The organism is Mesorhizobium sp. WSM4810 (genome assembly GCF_055811235.1).
The window spans coordinates 129,252-155,255 of record NZ_JBVVQV010000009.1; the positions used below are offsets into that span (position 1 = coordinate 129,252).

At 62.5% G+C, this 26,004-nt stretch carries 25 protein-coding genes and 2 pseudogenes; 14 read left to right on the plus strand and 13 right to left on the minus strand.

The features are described 5' to 3' along the window. Window positions 1–41: 41 nt before the first annotated feature. A complete protein-coding gene (locus AC0L3O_RS15745; protein ID WP_473616002.1) occupies window positions 42–1,115 on the minus strand; it encodes an alpha/beta fold hydrolase in 1,074 nt (357 codons plus the stop codon). 175 nt (window positions 1,116–1,290) lie between these two features. On the opposite strand from AC0L3O_RS15745, the pseudogene AC0L3O_RS15750 reads away from it, so the two are divergent. From AC0L3O_RS15750 to AC0L3O_RS15780, 7 genes and pseudogenes are all read left to right on the plus strand, one after another. Then, a pseudogene (locus tag AC0L3O_RS15750) lies at window positions 1,291–1,335 on the plus strand (hypothetical protein); the annotation flags it as partial. A gap of 191 nt (window positions 1,336–1,526) precedes the next feature. After that, on the plus strand, window positions 1,527–2,096 hold the full coding sequence (locus AC0L3O_RS15755; RefSeq protein WP_473616037.1) for a LysR family substrate-binding domain-containing protein: 570 nt from the start codon (window positions 1,527–1,529) through the stop codon (window positions 2,094–2,096). 172 nt (window positions 2,097–2,268) lie between these two features. Then, window positions 2,269–2,424 (plus strand): hypothetical protein, encoded by a 156-nt coding sequence (locus AC0L3O_RS15760; protein ID WP_287238086.1) that lies wholly within the window; start codon window positions 2,269–2,271, stop codon window positions 2,422–2,424. 70 nt (window positions 2,425–2,494) lie between these two features. Beyond that, on the plus strand, window positions 2,495–2,713 hold the full coding sequence (locus AC0L3O_RS15765; RefSeq protein WP_268929459.1) for an AbrB/MazE/SpoVT family DNA-binding domain-containing protein: 219 nt from the start codon (window positions 2,495–2,497) through the stop codon (window positions 2,711–2,713). After that, a complete protein-coding gene (locus AC0L3O_RS15770) occupies window positions 2,713–3,087 on the plus strand; it encodes a type II toxin-antitoxin system VapC family toxin (RefSeq protein ID WP_023801114.1) in 375 nt (124 codons plus the stop codon). Before AC0L3O_RS15765 ends, AC0L3O_RS15770 begins: the two co-directional genes overlap by 1 nt. 365 nt (window positions 3,088–3,452) lie before the next feature. Next, window positions 3,453–5,795: an NADP-dependent malic enzyme gene (locus tag AC0L3O_RS15775; protein WP_473616004.1), complete on the plus strand. Its 2,343-nt coding sequence runs from the start codon at window positions 3,453–3,455 to the stop codon at window positions 5,793–5,795. A 326-nt stretch (window positions 5,796–6,121) separates the two neighbouring features. After that, window positions 6,122–7,282, plus strand: a complete 1,161-nt coding sequence (locus AC0L3O_RS15780) for a DUF2865 domain-containing protein (protein WP_287238084.1) — start codon at window positions 6,122–6,124, stop codon at window positions 7,280–7,282. Here AC0L3O_RS15780 and gltX read toward each other — a convergent pair. The 4 genes and pseudogenes from gltX to AC0L3O_RS15800 all read right to left on the minus strand — a co-directional run. Then, window positions 7,200–8,573: a glutamate--tRNA ligase gene (gltX, locus tag AC0L3O_RS15785; protein WP_287238083.1), complete on the minus strand. Its 1,374-nt coding sequence runs from the start codon at window positions 8,571–8,573 to the stop codon at window positions 7,200–7,202. The two genes, AC0L3O_RS15780 and gltX, sit on opposite strands and share 83 nt — an antisense overlap. 196 nt (window positions 8,574–8,769) lie before the next feature. Continuing rightward, window positions 8,770–10,575, minus strand: a complete 1,806-nt coding sequence (locus AC0L3O_RS15790) for an ABC transporter ATP-binding protein (RefSeq protein ID WP_473616005.1) — start codon at window positions 10,573–10,575, stop codon at window positions 8,770–8,772. Window positions 10,576–11,097: 522 nt separating this feature from the next. Further along, window positions 11,098–12,843, minus strand: a complete 1,746-nt coding sequence (locus AC0L3O_RS15795; RefSeq protein ID WP_473616006.1) for an NAD+ synthase — start codon at window positions 12,841–12,843, stop codon at window positions 11,098–11,100. A 145-nt stretch (window positions 12,844–12,988) separates the two neighbouring features. After that, window positions 12,989–13,528: pseudogene (locus AC0L3O_RS15800) on the minus strand (DNA-3-methyladenine glycosylase I); the annotation flags it as partial. 89 nt (window positions 13,529–13,617) lie between these two features. Between AC0L3O_RS15800 and AC0L3O_RS15805 the strand changes: the two are divergent. The 3 genes from AC0L3O_RS15805 (at window position 13,618) to AC0L3O_RS15815 (ending at window position 14,596) form a co-directional block, all read left to right on the plus strand. Continuing rightward, complete coding sequence (locus AC0L3O_RS15805) at window positions 13,618–14,091, plus strand: hypothetical protein (RefSeq protein WP_473616007.1); 474 nt, start codon at window positions 13,618–13,620, stop codon at window positions 14,089–14,091. 32 nt (window positions 14,092–14,123) lie between these two features. After that, window positions 14,124–14,279 (plus strand): hypothetical protein, encoded by a 156-nt coding sequence (locus tag AC0L3O_RS15810; RefSeq protein WP_473616008.1) that lies wholly within the window; start codon window positions 14,124–14,126, stop codon window positions 14,277–14,279. 83 nt (window positions 14,280–14,362) lie between these two features. After that, window positions 14,363–14,596 carry a hypothetical protein gene (locus tag AC0L3O_RS15815; RefSeq protein WP_473616009.1) on the plus strand — a complete coding sequence of 78 codons (234 nt, stop codon included), beginning with the start codon at window positions 14,363–14,365 and terminating at the stop codon, window positions 14,594–14,596. A 10-nt stretch (window positions 14,597–14,606) separates the two neighbouring features. Here the strand turns inward: AC0L3O_RS15815 and AC0L3O_RS15820 are convergent, their stop codons facing one another. After that, window positions 14,607–15,386: a recombinase family protein gene (locus AC0L3O_RS15820; protein ID WP_473616011.1), complete on the minus strand. Its 780-nt coding sequence runs from the start codon at window positions 15,384–15,386 to the stop codon at window positions 14,607–14,609. 89 nt (window positions 15,387–15,475) lie between these two features. Between AC0L3O_RS15820 and AC0L3O_RS15825 the strand changes: the two genes are divergently transcribed. Continuing rightward, window positions 15,476–16,039 (plus strand): DUF1003 domain-containing protein, encoded by a 564-nt coding sequence (locus tag AC0L3O_RS15825; RefSeq protein WP_473616012.1) that lies wholly within the window; start codon window positions 15,476–15,478, stop codon window positions 16,037–16,039. Next, entirely contained in the window at window positions 16,036–16,623 is a 588-nt protein-coding gene (locus AC0L3O_RS15830; RefSeq protein ID WP_473616013.1) for a DedA family protein, read from the plus strand. Before AC0L3O_RS15825 ends, AC0L3O_RS15830 begins: the two co-directional genes overlap by 4 nt. A 3-nt stretch (window positions 16,624–16,626) precedes the next feature. On the opposite strand, the gene AC0L3O_RS15835 is transcribed toward AC0L3O_RS15830, so the two are convergent. The 3 genes from AC0L3O_RS15835 to AC0L3O_RS15845 all read right to left on the minus strand — a co-directional run bounded on the left by AC0L3O_RS15835 (window position 16,627) and on the right by AC0L3O_RS15845 (window position 18,178). After that, window positions 16,627–17,208, minus strand: a complete 582-nt coding sequence (locus tag AC0L3O_RS15835) for a hemerythrin domain-containing protein (protein ID WP_473616015.1) — start codon at window positions 17,206–17,208, stop codon at window positions 16,627–16,629. Window positions 17,209–17,305: 97 nt separating this feature from the next. After that, entirely contained in the window at window positions 17,306–17,665 is a 360-nt protein-coding gene (locus tag AC0L3O_RS15840) for a diacylglycerol kinase (RefSeq protein WP_091593617.1), read from the minus strand. A gap of 93 nt (window positions 17,666–17,758) precedes the next feature. Further along, window positions 17,759–18,178: a GFA family protein gene (locus AC0L3O_RS15845; protein ID WP_473531032.1), complete on the minus strand. Its 420-nt coding sequence runs from the start codon at window positions 18,176–18,178 to the stop codon at window positions 17,759–17,761. 235 nt (window positions 18,179–18,413) lie between these two features. Between AC0L3O_RS15845 and AC0L3O_RS15850 the strand changes: the two genes are divergently transcribed. Beyond that, the gene (locus AC0L3O_RS15850; RefSeq protein WP_091593990.1) at window positions 18,414–18,788 is read left to right on the plus strand and encodes an MbcA/ParS/Xre antitoxin family protein; all 375 of its coding nucleotides are present in this window, start codon (window positions 18,414–18,416) and stop codon (window positions 18,786–18,788) included. Further along, complete coding sequence (locus tag AC0L3O_RS15855) at window positions 18,748–19,536, plus strand: RES family NAD+ phosphorylase (RefSeq protein WP_473490285.1); 789 nt, start codon at window positions 18,748–18,750, stop codon at window positions 19,534–19,536. The genes AC0L3O_RS15850 and AC0L3O_RS15855 overlap by 41 nt, the downstream gene beginning before the upstream one ends. A gap of 11 nt (window positions 19,537–19,547) precedes the next feature. On the opposite strand, the gene AC0L3O_RS15860 is transcribed toward AC0L3O_RS15855, so the two are convergent. From AC0L3O_RS15860 to AC0L3O_RS15875, 4 genes are all read right to left on the minus strand, one after another. Beyond that, entirely contained in the window at window positions 19,548–20,105 is a 558-nt protein-coding gene (locus AC0L3O_RS15860) for a dihydrofolate reductase family protein (protein ID WP_473616016.1), read from the minus strand. Between the two features lie 151 nt (window positions 20,106–20,256). After that, complete coding sequence (locus tag AC0L3O_RS15865) at window positions 20,257–21,630, minus strand: class II 3-deoxy-7-phosphoheptulonate synthase (RefSeq protein ID WP_091593609.1); 1,374 nt, start codon at window positions 21,628–21,630, stop codon at window positions 20,257–20,259. Between the two features lie 307 nt (window positions 21,631–21,937). After that, window positions 21,938–25,435, minus strand: a complete 3,498-nt coding sequence (gene mfd, locus AC0L3O_RS15870; protein ID WP_473616017.1) for a transcription-repair coupling factor — start codon at window positions 25,433–25,435, stop codon at window positions 21,938–21,940. Window positions 25,436–25,448: 13 nt separating this feature from the next. Continuing rightward, a complete protein-coding gene (locus AC0L3O_RS15875; RefSeq protein ID WP_023801098.1) occupies window positions 25,449–25,736 on the minus strand; it encodes an FAD assembly factor SdhE in 288 nt (95 codons plus the stop codon). Window positions 25,737–26,004: the final 268 nt, after the last annotated feature.

Genomic DNA, 26,004 nt, shown 5'->3' on the forward strand with positions numbered 1-26,004 from the left:
CGGCTACTGCTCCCGCAGGACACATGAACTGCCCTTCATGGTCATTCCTCCTGCCGATCGAGAAACCGCTTCACGGCGCCGAGGAACACACCGCGCCCTGCTGCCTCGCGGTCGAGATGCACGAAGTGGGTAGCGTCCGGGATGTTCAGGCGTTCCGCTTTTGGTGCTTCGTCCACAATTGCCTTCGCATCCTCCGGTCGGCTCCAGAAATCCCGTCCGGAACGGATGACGAGCACCGGCATGGTGAGCGCCGCCGCCGACCATTGCCGGCGATCGAACGCGAGTTCGAAGCTGTCGGCCATGGCGCCGCTCGGTGACCGGAAACTCGGCGGCTGGCGCGTCGACGCCGTCTCGTCGGAGGCGAGTGCCGCATCACCATAGGCCGCGGCCACCGCGGGATCGCGCCACTGAGCCTTGTCCGCGACCGGGATGCTGTCGTCCCAGGCGGTGAACAGGCTCGGACGTGTATTCAGCCGATAACCGCCGAACGCATGGACATTGAACGTCCCGGGCCGATCCGGATTTTCGAGCAGCGAGCCGGTGCCAAGAGTGGGATGCTGGTCTGAGCCTCCATACAGGGTGTTGTAGAGGATGAGCCGATCGACCGTCTGCGGAAACCGGCTGGCATAGGCGCCGGCCCAATGCCCGCCGGTGGCCCAGCCGACGAGGCTGATCCTCGAAACGTCGCTCCATTTCGCGATGCCGTCGACCGCTGCGGAAATATCCGCCACGACGTCTTCGGTGCGCATCAGGGGAGCGGACTTGTCCGGCGGCCTGTCCATGGCCACAGGACGGCTCGATGCGCCGTAGCCGCGAAGATCCAGGACATAGACAAGGTGCCCGCCCGCCGCGAGGTCGGCGGCAAGCGATCCGCCCGCAACAGGCAGATCGAAGGACGCGACGCCGGGCACGCGTGCGCCATGGATGAGGAGGACGGCGGACTTGGGTTCGGACGCTGCGCCAGGACGGCGCACCTCCCGGACGAAGAGGCGCTCGCCCGTCGGTAGTTCGACGAACCTGTCGGCCCTGACGAGATCCGGCTCGCCTGCCGGGACTGGAGCCGCAGCCATGATGGCTGCGGCGAGCACAAGGGGAAAGGCGGTGAAATGGGACATGATGATATCTCCGATCGCAATCGCGTTTCGCAAAGATTGCCAGCTATTCGATATCTTATCGATGACGTATTTGAGCGCGTTTGATATCGTCAAGATATGGAACTTCGGCACTTGCGAACATTTCCTCGCCGTTGCGGAGGAATTGCATATGGGGCGTGCCGCACTGCGGCTGGCCATGGCGCAGCCTCCGCTTAGTCAATCGATCGGTCGCCTGGAGAAAGAACTCGGCGTCAAACTGTTCGAGCGGGCCAACCGCCGCCTGACCTTGACGCGCGCCGGCGCGGCCTTCGTGGAGGAGGCGCGGGCATCGGTACTGCACGCCGATGCGGCGCTTCACGTCGCCCGCGTAGCGCATGACGGCGAAGCTGGCGAGATCAGGATCGGCTTCGTGTCGGCGGCTCTGTACGACATCTGCCGCATCTCCTATCCCGGCTTCGCGAGACATATCCGGACATCCATCCAAAGCTCATCGAGGTGTCCACCAATGAGCAGATTGCGGCGCTGTCGCGGAATGAGATCGACATCGGTTTCGTGCATCCACCGCTCGGTACTGACGAACGTCTCGACGTCCATGGCTATCCGGCTGAGGATCTTATCGCGGTTCTGCCTGATGACCGGCACACGCATGGGGTGACGCTGACGGACATCGCCCGCCACGGCCTCATCATGTTTCCGGCTGCACAAGGCCCGGCACTCCACGCCCGCATCATGGACACGTTCACCAAGGCTGGTCTCGAGGTGCGGATCGTCCAGGAGGCAACGCGGGCACTGACCATGCTCTCGCTCGTAGCCGCCGGCTTTGGAGCGGCGCTGCTGCCACGATCGACCCAGCGCCTTGTGTTTCAGGGCGTCCGCTATGCAGCGATCGCAGACGTATCGCTGCCCGCCTGGCCACTTGCCGTGATCGCGAAACGGCGGCCACGGCCGGCGATTGTCGATAGCGTCTGGAAACTGCTTGAGGCTCGTTCAGACGTGAGTTGACCGCCCGCGACTGGACACGCCCGGCCGCGCGACGCGCTCGATGACATCCGCGCCGGCCGGGACGAGGCAGGTGAGGATTTCAGCGCAACAATCTGACATGGTATGGTTTTCCACGATCCATCCCCCCAAACTGGCGGTTGCGTCATTTGGCATCGTGAAAAACCAGCGCTGCATGCTAAACCTCGACGCAGCCGCCCTTTATTTCCACAAGCATCCACGCCCTGGAAAGCTTGAAATCCAGGCGACAAAGCCGCTCGGCAACCAGCGCGACCTGGCGCTCGCCTATTCGCCCGGCGTGGCGGTGCCCTGTCTCGAAATCCGAGACTAGACGGCTGCCGTAAGCTCCTTGCATTGGCCCTCATTGCGTCTTACGTTTGGCGCATCGATCAAGTGAGGGTATGATAATGCCCGAGACTGCAACCCTGTCCTCGAAGTTCCAGATATCGATCCCCAAGGCGATCCGGACCGCCCAGCATTGGGAAGCGGGTTTGACCTTGGCCTTCATCCCGAAGGGAACGGGCGTGCTACTCGTCCCTGTGCCGAAGCGGGAAGCGCTGAAGGGGCTGGCGAAGGGCGCTTCGGCGACGGAATATCGCGACCGGTCGGACCGTTTCTGATGGTGCTCGTCGATACCTCGGCTTGGATCGAATGGCTGATAGGCTCTCCGACTGGAGAGCAGGTGGCAGAGCATCTGCCCGAGCGAGCCGACTGGCTCGTTCCGACCATTGTGCAGTTGGAACTCGCAAAATGGCTCACTCGCGAAGTAGGCGAAGACAAGGCCGATCAGACCATCGCCTTTACGCAGGTCTGTACGGTGGTCCCGCTTGACACGGAAATCGCCCTAGCGGCCGCCGAAGCCTGCCGGAAGCACAAATTGGCGACCGCAGATGCGATCATTTTCGCGACCGCTCGGGCGCATGACGCGACGCTCCTGACTTGCGACAAGCATTTCGAGAGCCTGCCAGTCGTCACCCTCATCGAAAAGATTTAGCGCTGACATTGTTGGGCCGCGGGGTGATGTCGGCTCCGGCAGTTCACGACCGAGGGCGTGTGAAAACTCGGCACGTCGGTCAAGACGTAGAATTTTCTCCTCCGCCCAAGCGAACAGAGCGCGCTCGTATTCGATGCGGCTCGCGCGTGAAGGTCGTTTTCCACCCGTTGCAGACATTCAAACTGGGATGTCGGCGTAGCTCGCCGCAGCGCGCCGCCCCGCGTCCAGCATTTCGATGGGACCACGCAGCGGGACGCTATGCGAAGCCAAAGGCCGCACTTTGCGACATATCACCTCTCGAAAAGCCTCGGCTGCATGCTAAGAGACTCAAAACAGCAAACGGACTGGACTGAGGAGCGGCCGGCATGCAAGGCGAAAACAAAAAAGCAGCCCGGTCGGACCTCGACGAAGCCGCACTCTATTTCCACAAGCATCCACGCCCTGGAAAGCTGGAAATCCAGGCGACAAAGCCGCTCGGCAACCAGCGCGATCTGGCGCTTGCCTATTCGCCGGGCGTCGCGGCGCCCTGTCTGGAAATCCGCGACAATCCGGCAGCCGCCGCCGACTACACGGCGCGGGCCAATCTGGTTGGCGTCGTCTCCAATGGTACGGCGGTGCTCGGCCTTGGCAATATCGGCCCGCTGGCCTCCAAGCCGGTGATGGAAGGCAAGGCGGTGCTGTTCAAGAAATTCGCCGGCATCGACGTCTTCGACATCGAGATCGACGCGCCTGACATCGAGCGGATGGTCGAGACGATCTCGGCGCTGGAGCCGACCTTCGGCGGCATCAACCTCGAGGACATCAAGGCGCCCGAATGCTTTGAGGTCGAGGAACGGCTGAAGGCGCGCATGGCCATACCGGTCTTCCACGACGACCAGCACGGCACCGCGATCATCGTCGCCGCCGCCGTGCTCAACGGGCTGGAATTTGCCGGCAAGACAATCTCCGACATCAAGATCGTCACCTCCGGCGCCGGGGCAGCGGCCCTCGCCTGCCTCAACTTGCTGGTTTTGCTCGGCGCGCGCATCGAAAACACCTGGGTCACCGACCGTTTCGGCGTCGCCTACAAGGGCCGCGTCGACGAAATGGACCGCTGGAAGGACCCCTATGTGAAGGACACCGAGGCGCGCACGCTGGCCGATGTGCTGCCGGGCGCCGACGTGTTCCTGGGCCTTTCGGCCGCCGGCGTGCTGAAACCGGAATTGCTCCAGCACATGGCGCCAAAACCACTGATCCTGGCCTTGGCCAACCCCAACCCCGAGATCATGCCGGAAGAGGCGCGGGCGGCGCGACCCGACGCGATGATCTGCACCGGCCGTTCTGATTTTCCCAACCAGGTCAACAACGTACTCTGCTTTCCTTACATTTTCCGCGGCGCCCTGGACTGCGGCGCCAGCGCCATCAACGAAGAGATGAAGATGGCTGCGGTGCGGGCGATCGCAGCCCTGGCCCGCGAGGAACCGTCTGACGTCGCCGCCCGCGCCTATTCCGGCGAAACGCCGATCTTCGGGCCCGATTTCCTGATCCCCTCGCCGTTCGATCCCAGGCTGATCCTGCGCATCGCGCCGGCGGTGGCCAGGGCCGCCTGCGACACCGGCGTCGCGACACGGCCGATCACCGATTTTGCCGCCTATATCGACACGCTCAACCGCTTCGTCTTCCGCTCCGGCCTGGTCATGAAGCCGGTGTTCACGATGGCCAAGACGTCGAGCGCCAAGCGCGTCATCTATGCCGACGGCGAGGACGAGCGCGTGCTGCGCGCCGCCCAGGTGGTGCTGGAGGAAGGCATCGCCGAGCCGATCCTGATCGGCCGCCCGCATGTCATCGAAGTCAGGCTGAAACGCTATGGGCTGCGCATCAAGCCGGGCGTCGATTTCGGCCTGATCAATCCCGAGGACGATCCGCGATACCGTCACTATGTCGACCTTTTGATCGAGCTCGCCGGCCGGCGTGGCGTCACGACGGAGGCCGCGCGCACCATGGTGCGCACCGACAACACGGTGATCGCCGCACTTGCCCTCAAGCGTGGCGACGCCGACGCCATGGTCTGCGGCCTGGAAGGACGGTTCGAGCGGCATTTGCGCAATGTCACCCTGATCATCGGCCCGCGCGCCGGCATCAAGGATCACGACCTGTCGACGCTTTCGATGCTGATCTCGCAGCGCGGCATCATTTTCCTCACCGACACCCATGTCACCGTCGATCCGACCGCCGAGGAGATCGCCGAGATGACGGTGCTGGCGGCCGAGGAAATCCAGCGCTTCGGCATCGAGCCCAAGGCCGCCCTGCTGTCGCATTCGGATTTCGGCTCGCGCGACTCGCCAAGCGCGCTCAAGATGCGGCAGGCAGCGGCGATCCTGGCGCGCATCGCGCCGGACCTGCAATGCGACGGCGAGATGCATGCCGACTCGGCTCTGTCGGAGCCGCTGCGCCAGCGGGTCTATCCGCATTCGCGGCTGAAGGGCGAAGCCAATTTGCTGGTCTTCCCCAATCTCGATTCGGCCAACATCACGCTCACTGCGCTGCGCGCGATGATGGACGCGCTGCATGTCGGCCCGATCCTGCTCGGCACAGACAGGCCGGCGCATATATTGACGCCGTCGGTGACATCGCGCGGCGTCGTCAACATGACGGCGCTCGCGGTGGTCGAAGCGGCCCACAAGGCGCAGGCGGTCGTAACTCTGGGCGAAACCGGCCTTTCGCGGTAAGCTAAATGAACAGTTAACCGCAGACGCGGTAACCTTCGCAACCGACGAGGCAAGCGGAGTTCCGGATGGGCGCGAGGTGGAAGCTGACGCATGCCGCCGCATCAACTGTCAAAGGCGGCGCCGCCCCTCATCGCCCTGCCCGTCCTCCGCAGCAGCTGCGCTGCAGCTGCGGAGGGTGGACCGGGTACTTCTCCCCGTATGGTAACGGGGAGAAGGGGGCTGGCCGCAGTCTCGGCTCCCTTACTGCGACGCTGGTGATTGGCGAAACCGGTGACAAAAGCGCCCCTCTCCCCGTCCCTATACGGGGAGAGGATGCCGGCAGGCAGGTGAGGGGCAGCACCAACGCCCGGGGCGAGAAACCGCTAAAACTGACGCGTGCCGCAGCGCTGCTCGGTGCCCTGGCGCTATCAGCCTTTGCCGCCACCGAACTGCAGGCCGCCTCCGGTGTTTGCCGGCAGCTGGAAGCCGATCTCGCGGCCGCTTCGCGCGGTGGCGGCACCAAGCCAGCCCTGCTCAGGAAATATGACGATGCAATCGTGCGGCAGCGCCAGCAGATTTCAAAGGCCGTCAGCCAATCCAGCCGCGCCGGCTGCGGCTTTTCGCTGTCGCGCCGCAACGCCAACGCATGCGCCACACTCGACGCCACCATCGATCGCATGGCAGCCAATCTCGACGGCTTGCAAGCCACGCGCGCTGAACTCGCCGGCGACGGCTCGCACCGCAATCGCGCACGCATATTGGCTTCGCTCGACGCCAATGGCTGCCGCGATGATGCGGCGCCGCCAAAGCCGGCACCGGGCCGCGACGCCAGCCGTGGAACCGGGGAGAAAAACTTGCTCGACCAGCTTTTGGGCAGCGACGCAATTGGACCCGGCGCGTCCGACCGGCCTGAAGAGCCCGATCAAGCCATGGGTCCGCGCGACATCCGCACCATGCTCGATAATGCCGACGACATAGGCCAGCCGCACGGCGAATTCCGCACCATGTGCGTGCGCACCTGCGACGGCTATTTCTTCCCGATGTCGAACGCCGCCTCGCTGGGCGATTTCGAGCGCGACCAGAAGAACTGCGATTCGAGTTGCCCCGGCACCGAGATGCAGGTGTTTTATGCGCGCGGCTTTGGCGACGACTCGGGCGGCATGACGTCTTCGGTAACCGGCAGGCCCTACAGCGAGCTGCCGACCGCCTATCTCTACAAGCAGCCCGCGCGTCCGCCGGCCTGCGGCTGCAACGCCGCGCGAAATTTCGAGATCATTGCCGGCAACCCGCCAGGCCCGGAACAGCCTGACCCCGCCGACCCCGCGAGTTTGGCCAATGGCGAAGGCCGGCTCGATCGCGAAGCCATCGAGCCCCGTGCCGCAAAACCCTCGCCGACGACCTTGCCGCCGCCGGAGCAGCGCAAGGTCAGGGTCGTCGGGCCAACGTTCCTTCCCGACCCAGCAGCGGCAACAGATCTGCAAGCTCCGGCCCCGAGGGCTGGCCCGTAAGCGCCAGCCTGAGCGGCGTGAACAGCGCTTTGCCCTTGCGGCCGGTTGCTTCCCTGATCCTGCCGGTCCACTCCATCCAGACCGACCCGTTCCAGGGGTCTTCCGGCAAAAGGTCGAACGCCTGGCGAAGGAACTCGCGGTCGGGGTCGGAAAAGTCCGGCTGCTCCTGCGGGCCGTCGCGAAGTGTGCGCCACCAGATTGCTGCATCGGCCAGCCTGTCGAGATTGCCGCGCACCGCCAGCCAGAAGGACTCCGCCTGTTCGCCGGAAATGCCGAGCACGATCAGCCGGTCGCGCGCCTCGGAAAACGGCATATGGTGCAGCAGCGTGCGATTGAGCACGAAAAGCTCGTCCGGATCGAATTTGGCCGGGGATTTCGATGTCGCCGCCGGATCGAAGCGCTCGGCAAGCTCAGCCATCGTCTGCACCGCGACGACGTTTTCCGAGGTGCCGACGAGCACCGCCAGCGAGGCGACCGCCATCGGCTCGATGCCGGTCTCGCGCAGGCTTTCGATGGACAGCCCGCCGCTCCGCTTCGACAGGCCCTCGCCCGATGCGGTGGTCAACAGATTGTGGTGGCCGAACACCGGCGGCTCGGCACCCAGCGCCTGGAACAAGGCCAACTGCACGCCGGTATTGGTGACATGGTCGTCGCCGCGGATGACATGGCTGATCCCCATCTCGATGTCGTCGACCACCGAAGGCAGAGTATAGAGATAGGTGCCGTCCTCGCGCATCAGAACCGGGTCGGAAAGCGAGGCGAGGTCGACGGTTTCCTCGCCCCGTACCAGATCGTTCCAGTGGATTTCGGTGCGCTCCGGCTGCAGCGGATCGCTGGTGAAATTGGGCAGCAGAAAGCGCCAATGCGGCCGGCGGCCATCGGCCTGGTATTCGGCGACCTGCTCAGCCGTCAGCGTCAGTGCCTCGCGGCCGTAGACCGGCGGCAGGCCGCGCGTGCGGCGCACCTTGCGCCTGAGATCGAGCTCTTCCGGTGTTTCGTAGCAAGCATAGAGAAGGCGCGCCGCCTTCAATTTCTCCACCGCCGCATCGTAGATCTCGAAGCGCCGTGACTGGTATTCCGTAGCGTCGGGAAAGATGCCCAGCCAATGCAGGTCGTAGAGGATGGCGTCGGAGAATTCCTGCGTCGAGCGCGCGACGTCGGTGTCGTCGAAGCGCTGGATGAAGCGGCCCTTGTTGTTCATGGCGAACAGCCAGTTGAACAGCGCAGTGCGCGCATTGCCGATATGAATGCGGCCGGTGGGTGATGGGGCGAAGCGGACGGTAACTGTCATGAATGGGGCGTACCGGATGGTTTTGCTGTTGACAAGACACGCCCCCGCGCTTGGCCGCAGACATAAGACATGACGAAGGCGATGAAAAGGCGGCAGCGCCGCGCGTTTAGCGCATCGGCCCGAAAATCGGAACCGATTTTCGGAAAGCACGATGCGCAGATTCAAAGTTGTTGGACGCGCGCGGCGCTGCAAGTCGTCAGATCGCCAGCCCCTTGGTCAATTCGAGCGCCTGGCGCTCGAACAGCCGGCGGTAGATGCCGCCTTGCAGCCGGATCAGCTGATCATGCGAGCCCTCCTCGACGATGCGGCCGCGATCGAACACCAGAAGCCTGTCCAGCGCTCGCACCGTCGAAAGCCGGTGCGCGATGACCAGCGTCGTGCGGCCGACCATCAACCGCTCCATCGCCTGCTGGATCAGCACCTCCGATTCCGAATCGAGGCTCGACGTCGCCTCATCCAGAATGAGGATCCGCGCGTCGGCAAGGAAAGCCCGCGCGATCGCCACCCGCTGGCGCTCGCCGCCCGACAATTTCACGCCGCGCTCGCCGACCAGCGTGCCATAGCCTTTCGGCAGATCGACGATGAAGTCGTGCGCGCTTGCAAGCCGTGCGGCATGCTCGATCTCGGCCTGCGTCGCGCTCGGCCGGGCATAAGCGATGTTTTCGGCCAGCGACCGGTGGAACAGGATCGGCTCCTGCTGGACGATAGCGATCTGCCCGCGCAGCGACGCCTGCGCCACCCCGGAAATATCCTGGCCGTCGATCAGGATCGTTCCCGCGTTCACGTCGTAAAGCCGCTGGATCAGCTTGACGAACGTCGTCTTGCCCGAACCCGAATGGCCGACCAGCCCGACGCGCTCGCCCGGCGCGATGTCCACCGAAAATTCGCGATACAGCGGCAGTCGGTGGCTGCCATAATGGAAGGTGACGTTGTCGAAGCTGATGCGGCCGTCGGTGACGCGGATCGGCCTGGCGCCGGGCACATCCTCAATGCCGAGCGGCTCGAACTGGAAGTCGACCAGTTCCTCCATGTCGTTGATCGAGCGCTGCAAATTGCGGATGTGCGTGCCGATATCGCGCAGATAGCCTTGCAGCACGAAGAACGAGGTCAGCACGAAGGTGACATCGCCGGCGCTCGCCTGCCCCCACGACCACAAAAGCAGCGAAAATCCGATCACCGCTGTTCGCAGAAGCAGCAGCATCGATCCTTGCGTGGTGCCGTTGATGGTGCCGCGCACCCAGGTGCGGCGCGTGCGGGCGCGCCATCTGGCGACGACCTTGGCGAGGCGTGTTTCCTCGCGTTCCTCGGCGCCAAAGCCCTTGACCACGGCGTTGCAGCTCACCGCATCGGCCAGAGAGCCGCCAAGGCGCGTGTCCCATGCATTGGCAAGCCTTGCCGCGGGCGCGACATAGCCAAGCGACAGCAGCGCCGTCACCGCGATGAACAGCACCGAGCCTGCGGCGACGACAGCACCCATCAGCGGCCAGAACCAGCCGAGCAGCAGCGTCGAGCCGACGAGCATGACGACGGACGGCAGCAGCGCGATCAGGATCGTGTCGTTGAGCAGGTCGAGCGCCCACATGCCACGGGTTATCTTGCGCACGGTCGATCCGGCGAAGCTGTTGGCGTGCCAGTCGGTGGAGAAACGCTGGACCCGGTGGAAGGCGTCGGCGGCGATATCCGCCATCATCTTCAGGGTCAATTCGACGATGGCCATGAAGGCGAGGTTGCGCAGCACGACACCGGTGAGCGCCAGTGCCACCAGCATCGAAAAGGCCGCCATCGCCGCGTCCCAGGCGACATCGTCGGCCGCAGCACTGCTGGCGACGGCGTCGACCAGCCGGCCGGAATAGAGCGGCGTCAGCACGTCGGCCAAGGTCGACAGCAGGAATGTGCCCATGATGAGCGAAAGCCGCCACGGCTGGCGCCGCCAATGACTGAGCATGAAGCCAAGGACGCTGCGAAAGGCGCCGGCGCGCAAATCGATCTGAAAACGAGCCATGATGTCATTCGGGCGCAAACGAGCCCGGTCCCGGTAAGGTCGAAATTGAGAAAACCGCGTTGGGCGCGTGAGTGCCCGGGAATGCGGAAGGTTCGGCATATTGGCGGCTCGCCCGAATACGGGCGGCGACCGGCATCGACGAATGCCTGCTGTCAGATTGCTTGGCCGTGAAGCTGAAAAACCTTCCGGCGCGCCCTCTGAGAGCTAGGCTTCGCGGCCTCGCATAACGATGTCAAATCCTGGCATTCGGTCCTCCCATTAGAGCGACGTGCGTCCATTCGGACGCACAAAGTACGCTCTAACTTCTTGAATCTGCGCATCGTGCTTTCTGAAAATCGATTCCGATTTTCAGGCCGATGCGTAGGGATCGCGGAGACGCCTTTATAGAGACGCGTCTACGCCGCGCCAAGCCAGCAGGTTGCGGAAGGCGCATCTGGTCCAACTGGTGAGGCGATTTTGCAACAATCGCGGGTTGTGCACTTCCTCGCGGCAGCAATTTTCACAGGAGCAAAAATCGGCGATCTATCCGCCGTCCCTGAACCGGTTGGTGATGGGATAACGGCGGTCGCGGCCGAAATTCTTTTTTGTGATCTTGACACCCGGCGCCGCCTGCCGGCGCTTGTATTCGGCAATGTAGAGCAGGTGCTCGATGCGCGTCACCGTTGCCCGGTCGTGGCCGCGGGCCACGATCTCGTCGACACCCATCTCGTTCTCGACCAGACACTCCAATATGTCGTCCAGCACCGGATAGGGCGGCAGCGAATCCTGATCCGTCTGGTTCTCGCGCAGTTCCGCCGACGGCGCCTTGTCGATGATGTTGTTCGGGATCACCTCGCCGGATGGGCCCAGCGCACCCGGCGGCACATGCGTATTGCGCCAGCGCGCCAGCGCATAGACCTGCATCTTGTAGAGGTCTTTTATCGGGTTGAAGCCGCCATTCATGTCGCCGTAGAGCGTGGCGTAGCCGACCGACATCTCGCTCTTGTTGCCGGTGGTCACCACCATCGAGCCGAACTTGTTGGAGATCGCCATCAAAATGGTGCCGCGCGCGCGGCTCTGCAGGTTTTCTTCGGTGATGCCTTCCTTGGTTCCCTCGAAAAGCTGCGTCAGCGTATGCAGGAATCCCTCGACCGGCTCGAAGATCGGCACGATGTCGTAACGGCAGCCGAGCGCGCGGGCGCAATCCTCGGCGTCTTTGAGCGAGTCCTTCGAGGTGTAGCGGTAAGGCATCATCACGGCGCGCAGCCGCTCCTCGCCGAGCGCATCGACGGCAAGTGCGGCGCAGATCGCCGAATCGATGCCGCCGGAATGACCGAGCACGACATTCCTGAAACCGTTCTTGTTGACGTAGTCGCGCAGGCCCAGCATGCAGGCGCGGTAATCGGCCTCCTCCTTTTCCGGGATTTTCGACATCGGTCCTTCGGAGCAGACCCAGCCATCAGGACCATTTCCAAGTTGCGCGCCTGCGGCGGCGTTATTTCTATTTTGCGCGCCTGCGGCGGCGCGGTTGCGCTTCCAGGTGGTGACGTTGACCGTTTCCTCGAACTGGCTCATCTGGAAGGCCAGCGTCTTGTCGGCGCCGATGGCAAACGACGCGCCGTCGAAGATCAGTTCGTCCTGGCCGCCAAGCTGATTGGCGTAGATGATCGGCAACCCGCATTCGATGACCTGGCGGATGACAATCTGGTGGCGAACATCGACCTTGCCGCGATAATAGGGCGAGCCGTTCGGCACCAGCAGGATTTCAGCACCGCTTTCGGCCAGCGTCTCGCAGACGCCGACATCGCCCCAAATATCTTCGCAGATCGGAATCCCCAGGCGCACGCCGCGGAAATTGACCGGCCCCTGGATTTCAGGGCCGGCCTGGAAGACGCGCTTCTCGTCGAATTCGCCGTAGTTCGGCAGATCGAGCTTGTAGCGCTCGGCAAGGATCTTGCCGCCATCGGCAAAGATGATCGAATTGTGCGTGCCGCTCTTGCGCTTCAGCGGCGTGCCGATGATGACGCCCGGCCCGCCATCGGCAGTGTCGCCAGCGAAATCCTGCGCCGCCCGCTCGCAGGCCTTCAGGAACGCCGGTTTCAGCACCAGGTCTTCGGGCGGATACCCAGCAAGGAAAAGCTCGGTGAACAGCACGATGTCGGCGCCCTGGCGAGCGGCATCCGCCCTCGCCTCGCGCGCCTTGGCGAGATTGCCGGCGACATCGCCAACCGTTGGATTGAGCTGGGCGACGGCGATGCGCAATATGTCGGAAGCGGTCTTGTCGGTCATGCCTGCTGACTTAGCGCGACAGAATTGGCCGGGCAATGGCGTTTGCTTGGACCACCCCAGACCGAATGACCTAGGTCATTCGTGTCAGACCGTATGACACATGTCATTCGTAAGACCGATCGGACCGCCGGATACCGATCGCGTCCTATTCGCCCATATATTCGCGCAGTGCCTGCGGCGAGTGGTTTTCGCCGATCGACATCGCCAGGATGCGCGAAATATGCCGGCGCGGCAGGCCGGTTTGTGCCGCCCAGGCATTGATCTGGTTCTGGATCTTGTCGAGATCCCTTTTGGAGGTCGGGATTTGGGCGATGTCCAGGCCGGCGTCGCGCAGTGCGGCGGCCATGTCGCCTGAGATGATGAAGGCGTCCCACTCCAGCCACCTCAAAAAATACTGGCCGGTATTGCCGCCGAGCCGGCTGCCATGCTTGCCGAGATAGGCCATCAGTCCAACCTGGTCGTCTTCTGGCCAGTCGGCGAGGAACCTGCCAAAGCCACCGTGCTCCTTCGACACAAGCTCGACGAAAGCCGCGTTGTCGCGAACCGCCTTGATCTTCTGCGGATTGCGCACGATGCGCTCGTCGGCCGTCAGCTCGTGCCAGAAATCGTCAGGCTGGAACAACAGCCGCTTCGGCTCGAAGCCGAGAAACGCTTGTTCGAAACCCGGCCATTTCTGCTCGATGACGCTACAACAGTCAATTAGACATAGAACTTTTCAGAACTTTCACCGGGTTCTTTCCAATGGTATCAATCGGCTTTTCGGGGGACGATTGAATGCGTAAACTCATATTGCTCGCAATGGCTGTGATGCCAGCAACTGCATTCGCTTCGGATATCCCGACCACGATCTATGTTCAAAACACCAACCTCATAAGCGATGACTGTCTCTCGAAAGACAAAAAGCAGGATCTTTGTCAATTCGCCAAAGGTATTCAGGAGACGTTGGCACCCAACCTGCCAAGAGCTCTCAGCTCAAAGCTCACGATCAACGCCGTTGCGGCAATAGGCAAGAGGTTGATCACCTATGCCGTGTGGCCGCAGACAAAAGCCCAGATGGATGCATATGTTAAATCTCTTGGCGTCTCGCAATCTCAATATGATCAAGGGTTGCTGCAGGTAACGAAGAGAATGGTGTGCGACCCAAAGGGCATGCTCGAATTTATTCAGCAAGGTGGAGAGATCGAATACCAGTACAGGACTGCAGACGCCTTCCTCGACAAAAGTGCACTTGTTACCGAATGTCCGTAGTGACGAAACGGTTTTCGGGAGGGGAAACGATCATGTGCAAAATCACAGTTCTTGCCTTGGCGATGATCCCCATGACCGGCGCATTCGCTGATGAGAACTTCCCGGCTTACGTCACCGTCCAGAACACCGATGGCATGAGCGTTAGACTGACACGCAAAACCGTCAACCCGGGTTTCCGATTTCGTTGAATCCCATAGCAAACAGTGCTGCTGCACCTATCCGCTGATATGACCGCTGGTGTAAGGCTGTCTGACCAATGAGGGGCAGTTTCATGAACATCAGGCAGGGTTTCAAGCGGATTTACATTATCGGCGTGGTAGCAGCCGAATTGGTGCTGGTCATACGGCCACTGCTGACCATTGGCATGACAGCACCAACGAGGGAAATTCCGGCAAGTGCCATGAAAATTGCGATCATGGAGTCTCTGATGCTTCTGTTTGCTGCGGGAGTCGTTTGGGTAATAATTGACTGGATTTGGCGTGGGTTCACCGAACCCGGAGCATAGTGCCCTGCCCCTATTGCCTACCAATGAGACGACGAACCGTCATGTGTGGCATGTCGAGTTGTGCACCGATCTTGCGAGGCGATAGCCCCTCACTGTGGAGTGCCATGATACGGGCGATTACAGCCTGTTCAGCATCGTTGGCCACCAGCTTACCATCACTTCCCACATCGTAGCCGAATGGCCGCTTGCCGCCATTGTAGAGGCCACGTGATGCCATGTCCTTCTTCACGTCTCTAATGCGTTCCCTGATACGGTCCCGCTCTTGCTCTGCCACGGCTGACAGGATCGTGAACACCAGCTTGGAAACGCCATTGTTCACAACGTCACCACCCAAATCGATCATGTGAAGGCCAACCTTCTGTGCCTTCAATTCTTCAAGCGTCACCAGTGCGTCAACAGCGGAACGAAACATGCGGTCTAGCTTGGGTGTAATGATGATATCGCCAGCCCCTACAGCGGCTAGGAGCTTCTGCCCTTCCGGCCTGTCAGCCAATGGGACGGAACCACTCACACCGGCTTCTGTGAACGTCTCTGTGATGGTCCAGCCATTCATCATGGCATAGCCTTCAAGTGCACGTCTCTGGGTTTCGAGGCTTTCGCCATTGGCCGCTTGGTCGCGCCAGACGAAACCGGCGGCAAAAACACGCTCGGCCATCGTCGACAGGATGCGGTCATCGCTAATGTCAGCCACCGCGGCATTGTCGGGCATCGGCCCCAGCAGCGATGCCAGCACCGCTTCCCCGCCCTTGCGTTTGGCCGCGCGGGCGCGGATTTTCTGAAAATCCATCATTGTTTCCTCACCCTGTCGCGTCAATCTACCACTTCCCGCGCGAACCGGCAGCCTCTAGGTCTATGCGGACGCTGACGACGGAGGCGACAATGAACAAGTCGATCGAAGATCTGGCAAACCGCTGGCTGCGGCGAAGGCCGGATGGCCTAAGCCAGGTCGAGAGCCAGGTGCTGCAAAGCACGCTCGAACGCACCACGATCGCGAAGGACACCAACAAGGCCGTCGCTTTTCACCAGACGTTTGGCGACCGCCTCGCCGATACCATCGCCCGGATCGGCGGTTCGTGGTCCTTCATCCTGGTCTTCATCGCCTTCCTGATCCTGTGGACGTCAGGCAATGCTTGGCTTTTGTCGCGCGACGCCTTCGATCCCTATCCCTTCATCTTCCTCAACCTTATCCTGTCGATGGTCGCTGCGCTGCAGGCGCCGGTGATCATGATGGCGCAGAACCGCCAGGCCGAGCGCGACCGCATCGACGCCGCCCACGACTACGAGGTCAATCTCAAGGCCGAGATCGAGATCATGGCGCTGCATGAGAAGCTGGACGAACTGCGCCACAGCCAGATCGTTGGCATGCGCGACGAGATCGCGCAGCTGGCCGAACAGGTGAAGCGGATCGACTATATCCTGTCGAAGCAGCGGACGCCTTCATGACGGATGCCATCCATAATCTAATCGAGCAATATGGGCTGATTGCCGTCTTTCTGGGCTGTGTCGCCGAGGGCGAAAGTGCCGCCCTCCTCGGCGGTTTTTTCGCGCATCAGCATGTCTTCGTCCTGTGGCAGGCGTTTCTGGCGGCCGCCATCGGCGCCTTTGCCGGCGACAGCTTTTTCTTTATCCTCGGACGAAGCTTCGCCGACCATCCGTTCGTGGTCAAACTGAAGGGCCGGCCGGGTTTCAGCCACGCCTACCGTCTTGTCTCCACCCATCCCGACATTTTCGTGCTGACGAACCGCTTTATCTATGGCCTGCGCCTGGTCGGCGGCATCGCGGCCGGACTGTCCGGCATGGCCGTGACGCGCTTTGTCATTCTCAACGCCATTTCGTCGATGGTCTGGGCCGGATTGTTCACCACCGTCGGCTATGTGTTCGGGCTGGGCGCGGAGCGCATCGTCGGCCAGGCGCTGGTCCGTCACGAGCGATTGCTGATCGCCCTGGCGATTGGGTTGGGCGTGGCCGTCTTTGCCTGGTTCATCGCTCATACCATTGCCAAGAAGGAGCGTAGCAAGGAGACGTGATGATCAGTCGATGCCGAGCGCCCGGTCGCCGCGATCAAGGATCAGCGGGATGATCAGGTCTTCCTCGTCGGCAAGGTGCCGGGTCAGCATGGCGATCAGCCGGCTGTTCTCGTCGGCATAGGCATCGGCGGCAAAGCGCTGCTTGTCCTCGCTCTCGCTTAGCGTGCGGATGAAAGCGTTTGCCGCCTCGGCATTGCGCTCCAGCCCTTCATGGATCGTATGATGATCGGCATCGAGAATCTCGAAGCCGCGCTTCAGCCGGGTCTCGGCCTTGGCGAAGACCGGAAAATAATGGATATCCTCGACATTATGGTGGCCGTCGAGGTGCCCAAGAAAATGATTGAGCCGCGGCGCGAACCAGCGCGCGAACTCCGGCGCCGTCAGCCGGCCCTCGCGATAGTCGTCAGTGCCGTTGGTCAGCATGCCGCCGAGCTCGCGGAACATGTCGTGCCGCTGCAGCCACATAGTGGCGATGCCATGGATATTGGCGTGGCCCTGCCAGACCTCTCGCGGGTATTTTTCAGCCAGCCAGCGCAAATCGTCCGGCAGGCCTGCGCGTTGGAGCAGCAGGGAATCGGCGGTCATGTCGGTCTCCTCAGACCATGATCCCGGAAAGTGGATACCGGGTTCGGAACAGATCATGGGATCAGGTTGTGGTGACCGGCATGTAGGGGTTTGATGGCTAGATCGGTAGCCCCATGATTCGCTCGATGATGGCGATGCCCCAGACGCCGGCAACGATCACCACCGAAATCAGCACCGCCAGCGAACCGCAGTCCTTGGCGAGCTGGATATCGACGTTGAACTCCCGGCTGAACGCATCGCATGCGGCCTCGATGCCGGTGTTCAGCACTTCTACCATGATCAGCAGCAGCACCGCGCCGATCAGCAGCGCATAGCCGCGCCACGACACCGAAACAAACCAGCCGAGCGGCAGCGCCAGCACGAGCAGCATCAGCTCCTGCTGGAAGGCTTTTTCGCTGGAAGCCAGTTTGCGAAATGCCCGCACTGAATTGTAAAAAGCATCGATCAGCCGCTGCATGCCAAACCTTTCCGAATCACCGGCAGGGGATAGCGCAATGGCCGGATCAAGGGAATAAGGCGATCGCTGCAAAATCATTTGCCGGCGAGCTTGTCACTCATCGGCGACCTTGATCGACGGCGTCGACTTTTCGAACTGCGGCAGCCCATCGTCGATCATGTAGTAGTCGCCCTTGTCGCCGACGAATATGTGGCATTGGCCCTGAAGTCCGGTGGGCTTGTCGAACAGTCCGGCGAGAACCGAAACATATTCATCATCCTGCGGCTTCCAGAACAGCAACGAGCCGCATGTCTTGCAGAAACCGCGCCTGGCAAACGACGATGCTTGGTACCAGGTGATGCTTTCCGCGCCCATAATCGTGATGTCTGCGTTGGCAACATTGGTTGCAGCGTAGAAATGCCCGCTCTGCTTCCGGCATTGCGAGCAGTGGCAGTAGATGACGCCGCGCAAGGCCCCTCGCGTCTTGAACCGCACAGCCCCGCACAGGCAAGAGCCGCTATGTGTGTTGTCCATCTCGGGCCTCCCGACGCAGCCGTGATCCTCGGCGTCCCTTGCCAGGATTCCAGTTTTGCAGCGGCCGTGCTCAAGCGAATGCGACATTCGACGGGCGTGTTCCGCACAGCACGGTTGGGAGAAAGCGGCAGGCCGCGCCAACAGCCTCTCGACGGTCCGCCAATTGTTAAAGCAATAACTTTCCATATGAATTTTTGTGCGCTATATTTTCATCAGAAAGGAGACGCTGCCGACAATGCAACCCAATCTCGCCGCCAATACGGCCGAAAATGCAGTGCTGACCAAGGCGACGCTGCGCGCCGCCGACCTGCTGGACATTACCGCCAGGATGCTGGCCTCCATCATCGGGGTTTCGGAAGCCACGGTTTCGCGCATGCGCAGGCAGGAATTCCTGCTGGAGCGTGGAACCAAGCCGTTCGAGCTTGCCGTGCTGTTCGTCCGCCTGTTCCGCTCGCTCGACGCCATTGTCGGCGGCGACGAGACCGTCGCCCGGGCATGGCTGAAGAATGCCAACACGGCCTTCGATGGCACCCCGCTCGAAAAAATCGTGACGATATCAGGGCTTGTCGATGTCATCGCCTATCTGGACTCCCGACGCGCTCTCGTCTGAAGCCGCCAAACGAGGTGGCAAGCATGGGCTCGATGGCAAATACTGGCGCATGGTCGAGGCGCAGCACCGCGTCTCGACATTGAAAGTCGTTGACACGCTAGACGAGCAGGCCGTCCTCGAAGACCTGATCGAGGAAACCAAGCCGCAAATCCCCTTGGAATGCCGGCATCTGCATTATCTCCTGGCAACGCCCTTCCGCTACGGCTCGATCTATCCGCACGGTTCGCGCTTCCGCCGCGCCGGCAGGACCAAGGGCGTCTACTATGCGGCGGAAACCATTATGACCGCCGTCTCTGAGATGGCTTTTTACCGCCTGCTGTTCTTCGCCGAATCGCCGGCTACGCCGTGGCCACGCGACGCCGCCGAATACACCGCCTTCGCCGCAGCGATACGCAGCACAAAGGTGATCGACCTGACGCGGCCGCCGCTCGACCGCGACGCAGCGGCGTGGACGCACCCGACCGACTATGCGGCCTGCCAAAATATTGCCGATGTCGCGCGCGAAGCCGGGCTGGAGGCGATCCGCTATCGCTCCGTGCGCGACCCGAAAGGCGCTAATGTGGCGCTGCTGGCATGCAGCGGCTTTGCCAAGCCGAAACCGCTGGAACCCCACACCTGGCGCATCAGGCTGGGCGCCTTCGGCGTGCAGGCGATCTGCGAGTTCCCGCAAAACCGGATCGAGTTTTCCAGGACGGCGTTTGCCGCCGATCCCCGGCTCAACGGACTGCGCTGGGAGCGCGGCCGCTAGCCGGATCCTGGCTAAAAACCGGCGGGTGCGTAGCGCAGCAGCGTCACGCCCTGGGTTAGGGTTTCCTTACCAAGCGGCTTCAAGGTCAGCGACAGGCCGGACTGGAAATACGGCTTGCCGCCGCCAAGCACGACCGGGTGGATGTAGAGCGGGTACTCGTCGATCAGACCCGAGCGTGCAAGATGCGCGGCAAGATCGGCGCCGGCAACGGTAATCTGGCCATCCGCTTCCGACTTGAGGGATCTCACCACGTTCTCGACATCGCCGTTCAGCAGACGGGCATTGGGTCCGACTTCCCGAAGCGTCGTCGAAAACACGATCTTTGGGGTCTCGCGCCAGGCGCGGGCAAAATCACGCTCGATCTCGGCACCGGTCTCTCGGTCCGGACTGTCCCAGAAGCGCATCACCTCGTACATCCGGCGTCCACAGAGCGCGATCGAGGTCTGCCCCATCATGTCGTTGAAATGCCGGTGCAACTCCCCTTCGGGTATCGGCAAGGCAATGTCTCCGTCCGGCCCGGCGATGTAGCCGTCCAGGGACATCAGCATGGCATAGACGATCCTGGCCATCGGTGCCTCCGTTTATGTCCTCGCGCGAAGATACATAACCGATTGCATATCGCAATCAGTCTATCGCAAGATGCGTGGAATTCAATGCGGAATCAAGAAGCACCGGATTTCTCCGGCGCTTCTTTATCGTGAATTCCGATGGCGACTGAAATCAGCCGTTGACGGCCTGCTTGTGCTGAACCGGGTGGCTCTTCTTGAGCAGGTCCGAGACCAGGAACGCCAGTTCGATCGCCTGGTCGGCGTTGAGGCGCGGGTCGCAATGGGTGTGGTAGCGGTCCTGCAATTCCTCGGCGGTGATGGCGCGGGCGCCACCGGTGCATTCGGTGACGTTCTTGCCGGTCATCTCGATATGGATGCCGCCCGGATGCGTGCCTTCGGCGCGATGCACCTCGAAGAAGCTCTGCACCTCCTTCAGGATGCGGTCGAACGGCCGTGTCTTGTAGCCGGCGGCCTCGATCGTGTTGCCATGCATCGGGTCCGACGACCACACCACGCTGCGGCCTTCCTTCTGCACTGCGCGCACCAGCTTCGGCAGATGCTCGGCGACCTTGTCGGAGCCGAAGCGCGCGATCAGCGTCAGCCGGCCGGGCTCGTTTTCCGGATTGAGCAGGTCGATGAGCTGCAACAAGCCGTCCGGCGTCAGCGACGGGCCGCATTTCAGGCCCAGCGGGTTCTTGATGCCACGGCAGTATTCGACATGGGCATGGTCGGGCTGGCGGGTGCGATCGCCGATCCAGATCATGTGGCCGGAGGTTGCATACCAGTCGCCCGAGGTCGAATCGACGCGGGTCAGCGCCTCCTCGTAGCCGAGCAGCAGCGCCTCGTGGCTGGTGTAGAAGTCGGTCTCGCGCAGCGCGTAATTGGTCTCCGAGGTGATGCCGACAGCCTTCATGAAGTCCATCGTCTCGGTGATGCGGTTGGCGAGCGACTCGTATTTCTCGCCCTGCGGGCTGTCGGACACGAAGCCGAGCATCCATTGATGCACGTTCTCCAGGCTGGCGTAGCCGCCCTGCGCAAAAGCGCGCAACAGGTTGAGCGTCGCCGCCGACTGGCGGTAGGCCATCTCCTGGCGTGCGGGATCGGGAATGCGTGACTTGGCGTCGAACTCGATGCCGTTGATGATGTCGCCGCGATAGCTGGGCAGGGTCACGCCGCCCTTGGTCTCGGCGTCCGACGAGCGCGGCTTGGCGAACTGGCCGGCAACACGGCCGACCTTCACCACCGGCTGCGCGCCGGCGAAGGTCAGCACCACGGACATCTGCAGGAAGACGCGGAAGAAGTCGCGGATGTTGTCCGCGCCATGTTCGGCAAAACTCTCGGCGCAATCGCCGCCCTGCAGAAGGAATGCGTCACCGGCAGCGACGGTCGCAAGCTGCTTCTTCAGCTTGCGTGCCTCACCTGCAAAAACCAGCGGTGGAAAGGTGGCGAGCTGGGCTTCCGTGTTCTTCAGCGCGGCAAGATCCGGATAGGCAGGAACCTGCTGGATCGGCTTTGCTCTCCACGAATTCGGCGACCATTTCGTCATCGTTGCACCCAAAATTCTTTCCAGCGGGTGCTGTCGCCCGCCATTTCGCCCCAATATGGGGATCGCGGCTCCATACACGAAGCCGATTTCCTATTCTAGACCGGAATTTCGGTGGTGGCGAATGGCGCAAGCTCGCCGCCTGTCTTTCCTTCTCCCCTTGTGGGAGAAGGTGGATTGGCGCGCAGCGCCAAGACGGATGAGGGGTGTTGGCCGGAGCGCGGTTTTGCCAAGCTGGAACACCCCTCATCCGACCGCTTCGCGGCCACCTTCTCCCACAAGGGGAGAAGGGGGAGCCGGCTGAGCCGCGCTAAGCCGCCTTCTCCACCAGCCTTGCCAGCTGCGTCATGACGACCGCTGAACCGGCCAGCCGCTTTTCAGGTGTCGGCCAGTCGCGGACGAAAACGACGCTGTGGTCCGGCCGGATCTTGGCCAGCGAACCCTGCTCGCCGATGAAGGTGACCAGCCCGACGGGGTTGGAGAACTCGCGCTTGCGGAAATGGATGACGACGCCCTTTGGTCCGGCATCGAGCTTTTCGACATTGGCCTTGCGGCACAGCGCCTTGATGAAGACGATCTTCAAGAGATGCTTCACTTCCTCCGGCAGCGGTCCGAAGCGGTCGATCAGCTCGGCGCCGAAAGCGTCGATCTCCTCGGTGTTTTCGAGATCGCCGAGGCGGCGGTAGAGCGCCAGCCGCAGCTGCAGGTCCGGAACATAGCTTTCGGGGATCATCACCGCCGTGCCGACGGCGATCTGCGGCGACCAGCCGCCATCCTGCACCTCGCCGGAATCCTTGACCTCGGCAACGGCCTCCTCCAGCATTTGCTGGTAGAGCTCGAAGCCGACCTCCTTGATGTGGCCGGACTGCTCCTCGCCGAGAAGATTGCCGGCACCGCGGATGTCGAGATCGTGGCTGGCGAGCTGGAAACCGGCGCCGAGCGTGTCGAGCGACTGCAGCACCTTCAGCCGGCGCTCGGCGGTATCGGTCAGCTTGCGGTTGGCCGGCAGCGTGAACAGCGCATAGGCGCGCACCTTCGAGCGGCCGACGCGGCCGCGCAGCTGGTAGAGCTGCGACAGGCCGAACATGTCGGCGCGATGCACGATCAGCGTGTTGGCGGTCGGGATATCGAGGCCGGATTCGACGATGGTCGTCGACAACAGCACATCGTACTGGCCGTCGTAGAAGGCGTTCATGATGTCGTCGAGCTCGCCGGGCGGCATCTGGCCGTGAGCGACAGCCACCTTTAGCTCGGGTACGGATTCACGAAGGAAATCATGAATTTCCGCCAGATCGCTGATGCGCGGCACGACATAGAAGGAATGACCGCCGCGGTAGCGTTCCCGCAGCAGGGTCTCGCGGATGACCAGCGGGTCGAAGGGCGAGATGAAGGTGCGCACCGCCAGGCGGTCGACCGGCGGCGTGGCGATCAGCGACAGTTCGCGCACCCCGGTCAATGCCAGTTGCAGCGTGCGCGGGATCGGCGTTGCCGACAGCGTCAGCACATGCACATCGCTCTTCAGATCCTTCAGCCGTTCCTTGTGCTTGACGCCAAAATGCTGTTCCTCGTCGATGATCAACAGGCCGAGATTCTTGAACGAGATCGACGAGCCGAGCAGCGCGTGAGTGCCGATGACGATGTCGACGGTGCCGTCGGCGATGCCTTTCTTGGCCTCTGCCAGTTCCTTGGCGCCGACCAGCCGCGAGGCCTGGGCGACGCGGATCGGCAGGCCGGAGAAGCGCTGCGAGAAGGTCTTGAAATGCTGGCGCGACAACAGCGTCGTCGGCACCACCACCGCGACCTGAAAGCCTTCCATCGCCGCAATGAAGGCGGCGCGAAGTGCGACCTCGGTCTTGCCGAAGCCGACATCGCCGCAGATCAGCCGATCCATCGGCTTGCCGGCGCCCAGGTCGCCCATCACCGAATCGATCGCCGTCTGCTGGTCGTCGGTCTCCTCATAGGGAAACCGCGCGGCGAATTCGTCATAGAGACCGTCTGCCGGCACCAGCGAAGGGGCAGCGCGCATATGCCGCTCGGCGGCGATGCGGATCAACTGCCCGGCCATGTCGAGCAGCCGCCGCTTCAGCCGCGCTTTTCTGGACTGCCAGGCGCCGCCGCCAAGCTTGTCCAATGTCGCTTCGGCCGAATCCGAGCCATAGCGCGACAAAAGCTCGATGTTCTCCACCGGCAGGAACAGCCGGTCGTCGCCGGCGTAATGGATTTCGAGGCAATCATGCGGTGCGCCGATCGCCTCGATGGTGCGCAGCCCGATGAAGCGGCCAATACCGTGGTCGCTATGGACGACGATGTCGCCGGAGGACAAAGCCGAGGCCTCGGCGATGAAATCGGAAGGGCGCTTCTTGCGCTTCGAGCGACGGATGAGCCGGTCGCCCAGAATGTCCTGCTCGGCGACGAAGACCAGTTTCTCGGTCTCGAAGCCGGATTCGAGCGGCAGCACGGCAAGTCCCGCCTGCCCCGGTTCGAGCTTTTCCGCCTCGGCCAGCGTAGCCACCGGCTCGAGGTTGCCGAGATGATGCTCGGCCAGGATCTGGCCGAGCCGGTCGAGCGAACCTTCGGTCCAGCCGGCGACGACGACGCGACGGCGGGCGGCGCGCTCGTCGGCGATGTGTTTTACAACGACGTCGAAGACGTTGACGTTGGGGTCGGCGCGTTCCTCGACGAAGCTGCGGCCGTGCCGCGACCCGGCATGGAAGATTTTCCTGGCGCCGGCGTCGGGCGCGTCGAACGGCGTGAAGTCGATCGCCTCGCGCGGGCCAAGCGAGGCGATGAGGTTTTCCGGCGACAGATAAAGCAGGTCGGGCGGCACCGGCTTATAGGGGACGGCGTCCTTCAGCGCGCCGTCGGCCTGCTTCCTGCGCGCCTCGTAATGGTCGAGGATCAGCGCATGGCGCTCCGCCAGCGCCTCATGCGCCAGATGATCGAACACGACAGGCGTGTCCGGCAGATAGTCGAACACCGTCTCCAGCCGCTCGTAGAAGAACGGCAGCCAGTGCTCCATGCCGGCAAAACGCCGTCCCTCGCTGACCGCCGCATAGAGCCCATCGTCACGCGAGGGCGCGCCAAAAGCGTCGATGTAGGAGCGGCGGAAGCGGCTGATGGTCTCCGGCGTCAGCGCCACTTCGCTCATCGCCTGCAGCGCCATCGACTTGCGCTGGCCGGTGGTGCGCTGCGTGGCGGCGTCGAAGACGCGGATCGATTCCAGCGTATCGCCGAAGAAATCGAGCCTGAGCGCTTCCGTCCAGCCCGGCGCCAACAGGTCCAGAATGCCGCCGCGCACGGCGAACTCGCCGACGCCGCGCACGGTCGGCACCCGCTCGAAGCCTGATACCTCCAGCCGCGACGCCAGTGCGTTCATGTCGATCTGGTTGCCGGGTTTGGCGTGAAATGTCTGCGCCTCGACAAGGCTTGCCGGCGGAATGCGCTGCAGCAGCGCGTTGGCGGTGGTCAGGATGACGGCGCGGTGCGGGTTTTTTGCCAACGCGATCATCGCGGTGAGCGCGTCCAGGCGCCGCGCGGCTGCATCCGAGCCGGGCGAAACGCGGTCATAGGGCAGACAATCCCAGGCCGGCAGTCCGAGCACCGGCAGGCCAGGCGCGGCGAAGGAAAGCGCCTCGACGATCGCAGGCAGGCGCTGGCCGTCACGTGCCACGAACAGCACCGGCTTGTCGGGCGCGATCTCGTGCGCGGCCTGCACCAGCGCGAAGGCTTCGTAACCATCGGCGACGCCGTCGACGATGAACTGGCCGGCGCGGCCTTTCGGCAGGCCGATTGTGGGGATCAGGCTCATGGAATCACGTATTTCAGAATGTCATCGCCTGGCGCGACGCCAGGATTTTTTGCAGGACGGCACAGTCGATGTCAGCCGGAATCGGCCGCTCGCCGGTGATCACGGGCAGGAATTCGGTGTCGGCAATTTCGAGGAGCCTCTCATATTGGTCGAGTTCGTCGCCGGTCAAGCCGCCGATCTCGGCGTCTGCGAAACTGCCGAGAATAAGGTCCATTTCGCGCATGCCGCGATGCCAGGATCGAAACAGAAGCTTGCGGCGGCGGGCGTCGAGCCCCTCGCTTGATCGTCTTGTTCCGGTCATTGTCCAGCATCCTTGCCTGAAGCGGCGCATATAGCGTGGATAGAGCGCGGTGTCAGCCTTGCAACGGTCCGGCGGGTGTCTAACATCCCGGTGTGACATACACTCCTGACACCGTCGGCGCTAAGACCCCCCTCTGTCCTGCCGGACATCTCCCCCTCAAGGGGGGAGATTGGATGTTGTTTCTGCTTTCGCAAATCTCCAATGCTGTAGAAGGCACGCTGTCGGCAAAGCTGCCGATCTCCCCCCTTGAGGGGGAGATGGCCGGCAG

Coding starts and splice junctions, on each gene's coding strand:
- AC0L3O_RS15790 (WP_473616005.1), bottom strand. CDS start 10,575: ATGGCTCGTTTTCAGATCGATTTGCGCGCCGGCGCCTTTCGCAGCGTC.
- AC0L3O_RS15840 (WP_091593617.1), bottom strand. CDS start 17,665: ATGCAGCGGCTGATCGATGCTTTTTACAATTCAGTGCGGGCATTTCGC.
- AC0L3O_RS15765 (WP_268929459.1), top strand. CDS start 2,495: ATGATAATGCCCGAGACTGCAACCCTGTCCTCGAAGTTCCAGATATCG.
- AC0L3O_RS15775 (WP_473616004.1), top strand. CDS start 3,453: ATGCAAGGCGAAAACAAAAAAGCAGCCCGGTCGGACCTCGACGAAGCC.
- AC0L3O_RS15845 (WP_473531032.1), bottom strand. CDS start 18,178: ATGGACAACACACATAGCGGCTCTTGCCTGTGCGGGGCTGTGCGGTTC.
- mfd (WP_473616017.1), bottom strand. CDS start 25,435: ATGAGCCTGATCCCCACAATCGGCCTGCCGAAAGGCCGCGCCGGCCAG.
- AC0L3O_RS15835 (WP_473616015.1), bottom strand. CDS start 17,208: ATGACCGCCGATTCCCTGCTGCTCCAACGCGCAGGCCTGCCGGACGAT.
- AC0L3O_RS15760 (WP_287238086.1), top strand. CDS start 2,269: ATGCTAAACCTCGACGCAGCCGCCCTTTATTTCCACAAGCATCCACGC.
- AC0L3O_RS15815 (WP_473616009.1), top strand. CDS start 14,363: ATGAACATCAGGCAGGGTTTCAAGCGGATTTACATTATCGGCGTGGTA.
- AC0L3O_RS15795 (WP_473616006.1), bottom strand. CDS start 12,843: ATGACCGACAAGACCGCTTCCGACATATTGCGCATCGCCGTCGCCCAG.
- AC0L3O_RS15810 (WP_473616008.1), top strand. CDS start 14,124: ATGTGCAAAATCACAGTTCTTGCCTTGGCGATGATCCCCATGACCGGC.
- AC0L3O_RS15745 (WP_473616002.1), bottom strand. CDS start 1,115: ATGTCCCATTTCACCGCCTTTCCCCTTGTGCTCGCCGCAGCCATCATG.
- AC0L3O_RS15830 (WP_473616013.1), top strand. CDS start 16,036: ATGACGGATGCCATCCATAATCTAATCGAGCAATATGGGCTGATTGCC.
- AC0L3O_RS15865 (WP_091593609.1), bottom strand. CDS start 21,630: ATGACGAAATGGTCGCCGAATTCGTGGAGAGCAAAGCCGATCCAGCAG.
- AC0L3O_RS15855 (WP_473490285.1), top strand. CDS start 18,748: ATGTCATCGCCTATCTGGACTCCCGACGCGCTCTCGTCTGAAGCCGCC.
- AC0L3O_RS15850 (WP_091593990.1), top strand. CDS start 18,414: ATGCAACCCAATCTCGCCGCCAATACGGCCGAAAATGCAGTGCTGACC.
- AC0L3O_RS15770 (WP_023801114.1), top strand. CDS start 2,713: ATGGTGCTCGTCGATACCTCGGCTTGGATCGAATGGCTGATAGGCTCT.
- AC0L3O_RS15820 (WP_473616011.1), bottom strand. CDS start 15,386: ATGATGGATTTTCAGAAAATCCGCGCCCGCGCGGCCAAACGCAAGGGC.
- AC0L3O_RS15805 (WP_473616007.1), top strand. CDS start 13,618: ATGCGTAAACTCATATTGCTCGCAATGGCTGTGATGCCAGCAACTGCA.
- AC0L3O_RS15825 (WP_473616012.1), top strand. CDS start 15,476: ATGAACAAGTCGATCGAAGATCTGGCAAACCGCTGGCTGCGGCGAAGG.
- AC0L3O_RS15875 (WP_023801098.1), bottom strand. CDS start 25,736: ATGACCGGAACAAGACGATCAAGCGAGGGGCTCGACGCCCGCCGCCGC.
- AC0L3O_RS15860 (WP_473616016.1), bottom strand. CDS start 20,105: ATGGCCAGGATCGTCTATGCCATGCTGATGTCCCTGGACGGCTACATC.
- gltX (WP_287238083.1), bottom strand. CDS start 8,573: ATGACAGTTACCGTCCGCTTCGCCCCATCACCCACCGGCCGCATTCAT.